Annotated in this window: 6 protein-coding genes; 5 read left to right on the top strand and 1 reads right to left on the bottom strand. The window is 56.7% G+C overall.

Annotated features, from left to right (window positions below; translation table 11 throughout):
* The 5 genes from JNL86_15395 to JNL86_15375 all read left to right on the top strand — a co-directional run.
* Positions 1 to 165 (top strand): addiction module antidote protein, HigA family (locus JNL86_15395; GenBank protein ID MBL8044294.1); only part of this gene is annotated, 165 nt, incomplete at its 5' end.
* A gap of 108 nt (positions 166 to 273) precedes the next feature.
* Complete coding sequence (locus JNL86_15390) at positions 274 to 552, top strand: type II toxin-antitoxin system RelE/ParE family toxin (protein ID MBL8044293.1); 279 nt, start codon at positions 274 to 276, stop codon at positions 550 to 552.
* A 12-nt stretch (positions 553 to 564) separates the two neighbouring features.
* On the top strand, positions 565 to 885 hold the full coding sequence (locus JNL86_15385) for a HigA family addiction module antidote protein (GenBank protein MBL8044292.1): 321 nt from the start codon (positions 565 to 567) through the stop codon (positions 883 to 885).
* Between the two features lie 606 nt (positions 886 to 1,491).
* Positions 1,492 to 1,785: a DUF1778 domain-containing protein gene (locus JNL86_15380; GenBank protein ID MBL8044291.1), complete on the top strand. Its 294-nt coding sequence runs from the start codon at positions 1,492 to 1,494 to the stop codon at positions 1,783 to 1,785.
* On the top strand, positions 1,782 to 2,300 hold the full coding sequence (locus JNL86_15375; GenBank protein MBL8044290.1) for a GNAT family N-acetyltransferase: 519 nt from the start codon (positions 1,782 to 1,784) through the stop codon (positions 2,298 to 2,300). The genes JNL86_15380 and JNL86_15375 overlap by 4 nt, the downstream gene beginning before the upstream one ends.
* A 744-nt stretch (positions 2,301 to 3,044) precedes the next feature.
* Here JNL86_15375 and JNL86_15370 read toward each other — a convergent pair.
* On the bottom strand, positions 3,045 to 4,130 hold the full coding sequence (locus tag JNL86_15370; GenBank protein MBL8044289.1) for an SGNH/GDSL hydrolase family protein: 1,086 nt from the start codon (positions 4,128 to 4,130) through the stop codon (positions 3,045 to 3,047).
* Positions 4,131 to 4,607 lie beyond the last annotated feature (477 nt).

Here is a 4,607-nt window from a genome sequence, read left to right as displayed (position 1 = left end):
GCGGCAATCTCTCCGGAAATGGCTCTTCGCTTAGAAGGATGGCTGGGCGTGAAACGCGGAGGCCGTGCGGATGTGTGGGTGGCCCAGCAGGCGGCCTACGACTTGTGGCAGGCTCGAAAAGCCGGCGTGCCAAGAGTACGGCGAGCCGTCTTGATCGAGGCGTGAGGCCGTGCTGGCAAACAGTGTGAATCAGTGTCATGTCCTCCTTGCTTTGGGCGCACAGTTTTCGCATCCGTTTTACGTAACGTGTAAGGACATGGTAGGGTAAGAGCCGTGATTAGAGGTTTCCTGGACAAGAAGACCGCGTACTTGTTTGCCGGTGAATCTGTCAGAGAGTTTTCAGGCATTCGCAATGTGGCTGAACGGAAGCTCGCGATGCTAGACAGTGCCACCGAGCTGAAGGACCTACTGGCTCCTCCAGGCAATCGATTGGAGAAATTGAAAGGTCATCGAACGGGACAGTACAGTATCAGAATCAACGACCAATGGCGCATCTGTTTCAGATGGCTGACTGATGGTCCCCACGATGTCGAGATCACCGACTATCACTGAAGGAGAGTGGGCATGGTCAAGAACGGCATGCGGCCGATACATCCGGGAGAAATTTTGCTGGAAGACTTCATGAAAGGGGCCGTTTCCCCCCTCAACGCCAATACCCTCGCCAAGGCTCTTGAGGTGCCGGCCAACCGGATTACGGCAATCATCAAGGGGCAGCGGGGCATTACGGGCGATACCGCTGTGCGCCTGGCCGCGTTTTTCAATACCACGGCGGAATTTTGGATGAACTTGCAGAAAGTCTACGAGTTGCGTCTTGCCGAACGGACTTTTCCGGAGAGGGTTAAGCGGCACATCGCGCAAAATCGACACACCCTCGTCTCGGCTTAATCCATTGAGCGGACGAAACATGGCTACGAATGTCGACGACACAACCAAGAAGTTGCGCCCTTTCCAGCGGAAGAACGTTGAGACTCGCGCCGCTGCGTTGATCGCTGAGGAGATGACCTTGCGGGAACTGCGGCACGCGCGCAAGCTCACGCAGGTTCGAAAGGCCAAGAAGCTTGGGATCACGCAGGATAGTGTCGCATCTCGAACAGCGAAGCGATCTCTTTCTGTCCACGCTCAGAAAGACCATCGAAGCCCACAAGCCGACGACACGCGCTGGCGTAATCGTCGACTGCTGAATGCTGTCATGCTCGAATCTGAGCAATTGGTGAGACGCGGTACCGTAGGGTTCATTCCAAGGAACCCCCCTGACCAGATGGTTGGGAGCTGAAGCCTGTCTCCGGCGCGGTCCCTTCGTGAGCGCGTCGGATGCCACCCGAAACATCCTGGAATCGCCGGGCGCTGACGGCTCCCGCATTGACCTACCTTCACCCTGGCCATTGCCAGTTCCCGTTGCTGCCGCCGTTTACACAGCTCTTCAACTCTTATCGTTGTGTTTACAACGTGTATACATGTGTGTATAGTTGGTGTCAGCGCAAGGAGGACACCATGGTCAAGACACTATCGAGAGAGACAGCGGGACGCAGCGAGACAATCAACATACGCGCCAGTCAGAAACAGAAAGGGCTGATCGACCGGGCGGCAGAGGCTCTGGGAAAAAGCCGGTCTGATTTCATGCTCGAAACGGTGTGTCGGGAAGCGGAAGCGGTTCTGCTCGACCAACGGTACTTTGCCCTCTCCCAAGACGCATTCAAGCGCTTTGCCGCGATGCTCGATACTCCTCCGACGAGTAACCCGAAGCTGCGACGTCTCCTTCAACAACGTGCGCCGTGGGAGCGATGACCCACCCAGAAGGACTCCGCTCACCAGAAAAACTCTCCGCGCACCATGATTTATCCCGTTTCGGCTCCGGCGAGGCGGTCTTGGACGAATGGCTTCGTCGACGCGCACTGCAGAATGAAGCGAGTGGCGCGTCCCGTACGTATGTGGTCTGTGTGGAGAAGCGAGTCGTGGGCTACTATACCCTGGCGGTTGGGGCGGTGGCATTGGCGAACGCGCCTGGGCGCGTGCGGCGCAACATGCCTGACCCGCTGCCGGTGATGGTGCTAGGGCGGCTTGCAGTTGATCGGGAGTATCAGTGCCAGGGGATTGGGGCCGGTCTTCTACGCGATGTCATTTTGCGTACGGTCCAGGCGGCAGAGATCGCTGGCATTCGAGCCATTCTGGTGCATGCGATTTCAGCAACAGCGAAGCGATTCTATGAGGAGCGAGGGTTTGTGTCTTCACCCGTTGAGCCATTGACGGTGATGATCTCCGTGATCGAAGCCGTCAGACAGTTGGACACCAAAGGGAAATGACAAGCCGACTGGTTGCGTCGGTAGTCTTTGGCGATCGGGTTGAGTCGGACGTGGCTGGCTGCCCAACATATTTAAAGCAAGTGCGGACGATCTGCCGCGATTGGATGCTGAGTCCAGGTCGGTTATGGTTCGTATAAGTTATTGAAATTTCGTTGTCGGAATTGACTTCCAATGGTTTTGCAATAACTCTGCAAGCTATTGATTTGTAACGTATGTTTCGTCAACGGAACGGCCCTTTTAAGGCGAGGGTCCTGGGTTCGAATACCAGCCGACTCACCATATTTCAATCACTTACGATTTTCACTTTGTCCAATGAGCCTCCATTGGACAGTCATTGGACAATTCTACTTCTCTCGCACCGCATAAGCCGCACAGATTGCCCCACCGCGCAATCGGAAAATCGCCCAATGTGCTTTGTCCCACTCGATTGTTCTGGTGTCCTCCGATTCTATTTCCCACGGGTTGCCGATGGCTGTGTTTGAGAGGGAGGACAGGCAAGATCGGGAACTCAGCGGTGCCCCCGGCTATCAGAAGTTGCTGATCAGCTGCACACCGCCAGCGTACAGAACTCCCTAAACCCAAGCACAGAACTTCAATCAAGCCTCCCATCCGAAGACTGATCTGTAGTGCTCCCCTGAACTCAAGCCACCTGGGTTACGTGTTGCACCCGATATGCCCCGCCCCGCAAATATAGACCGATCGAGACCTGTGGATTTGGCCTGGGTGGCTCGGTAGAGAACGGCTTCAGTTCTGGGGGCGACCAAGAGGAAGTGTGGCTCGTAGATGTGTCGCCAGCCTCTGTGCCACCAGTTCGTGCCCACGCTCATTCCAGTGGCCGCCGTCCGCGGCGTAGACATCTTCGCCTCGGTCCGCTGCCGCCTGCACCACCGGGGCAACATCTTCCCAGTAGGTGATGGCGTGATGCGTGGAGATGTCGCGGAAGGCCTGATTGTACGGCTCGGCTTGTGCGCAGTCAAACGCCATGATCGGGCGCGAACCGACACGTGCCCGTACCTTCCCCATGAGTTCATCCGTGGTGCGCACCGAGCGGGCAAACCCGGCATGACGCATCCCCTCGGCCTCAATATCCACCTCGACCGTATCCCGCGTGTTGGCGGCGCGGAGTCGATCCAGCCTGGTGACGATGAAGTATAAAAAGCGGCTGTGCCGATTGATCCAATCGCGCACCTGGATCGACGACTCCTTCGGCGAGAGGAGCTGAATGCTTCCGTTGCGCCAGTAGGGACGGACCCAGCCATTATTATTGATATGGCTCAGGCGCTCGAGTGCGTTGTCGTTGTTGATGAAGTCGTTGACGCAGTATTGCCAGAGAATCGCATCGGGTTGAATGGTGTCGAGGTAGCGATCGAGGATGAGAAATTCCTGCAGCGTGCCATATCCGCCGGCCCCATAGGCAAAGACTTCAACGTTGAGCAGCGTGGATAACAGCGCGTGATAGGTTCGATCGTCGGAGACGGCGGCGCCATGGGTGAAGCTATCCCCAATGACCAACAGCTTGAGACGACGGGCATTCACATCGCCGTATCGGCGGAACCCATATTGAGCCTGGGAGCGACGGACTTGGTACAGCGTGCCCTTGTAGGTTTTTTCCACCAACGATTCTTGATAGTGCTCCGTGGCTTTCCAGCCTAAGTCCGGGTCCAGCGTGATGGAGCCGACTCTCCCGCCGGCGCTACTCTCGAAAAAGGGAATCCCGTCTCGTAGCAGATGTACGGAGCGGATTGCCACTTCCCCCAACGCCAGGAGCAATGCCATGAGCAGGAGCAGGAGGACTCCTGATGCGGTCACCATCGCGACTTTTTTGCTCATGGCACTCCCACGGCTGTGCGCAGGATGGCTCTCGAGTTCATACGGTGGTCACGTTTCAGATCGGAAATAGCGGAAACCGGGGCGTCCGGCAGTCCTGAACGTTCTCATGTTCTGGGTGCAAATAGTATCAGGTAATTCCTGAGAGGCAATGAAATTGCCGGACTGTGGGGGTGCCGTGGGCCTGGCTTGCCATCGGTCTGCGTTTCCTCGCCGATTATTCCTCCCGCGACGAATCCCGGGCAAGATTGTGCCAGATCTGGTCACTGGCGGCCCGTGTGGTTTTTAGGGTTGAGGATGGGGCTGGAGACGTGCAAGATAGAGGCACGTTTTGCGGTTGTTGCTCTGCTCGGTCACTCTCGTACCGACTCCCTGACCATCATCCCCCTGGTACTCCCAACGTGGATGTTACACCGCACGGCCGGTGATGGCTGTGCACACGAAAGGAAGGACACGTCATGATGAGACAATCTCCCAAGA

The sequence above is a fragment of the Nitrospira sp. genome (assembly GCA_016788885.1).
In the GTDB taxonomy this organism is placed as follows: domain Bacteria; phylum Nitrospirota; class Nitrospiria; order Nitrospirales; family Nitrospiraceae; genus Nitrospira_A.
This window is presented reverse-complemented; position numbering and strand designations above follow the sequence as displayed.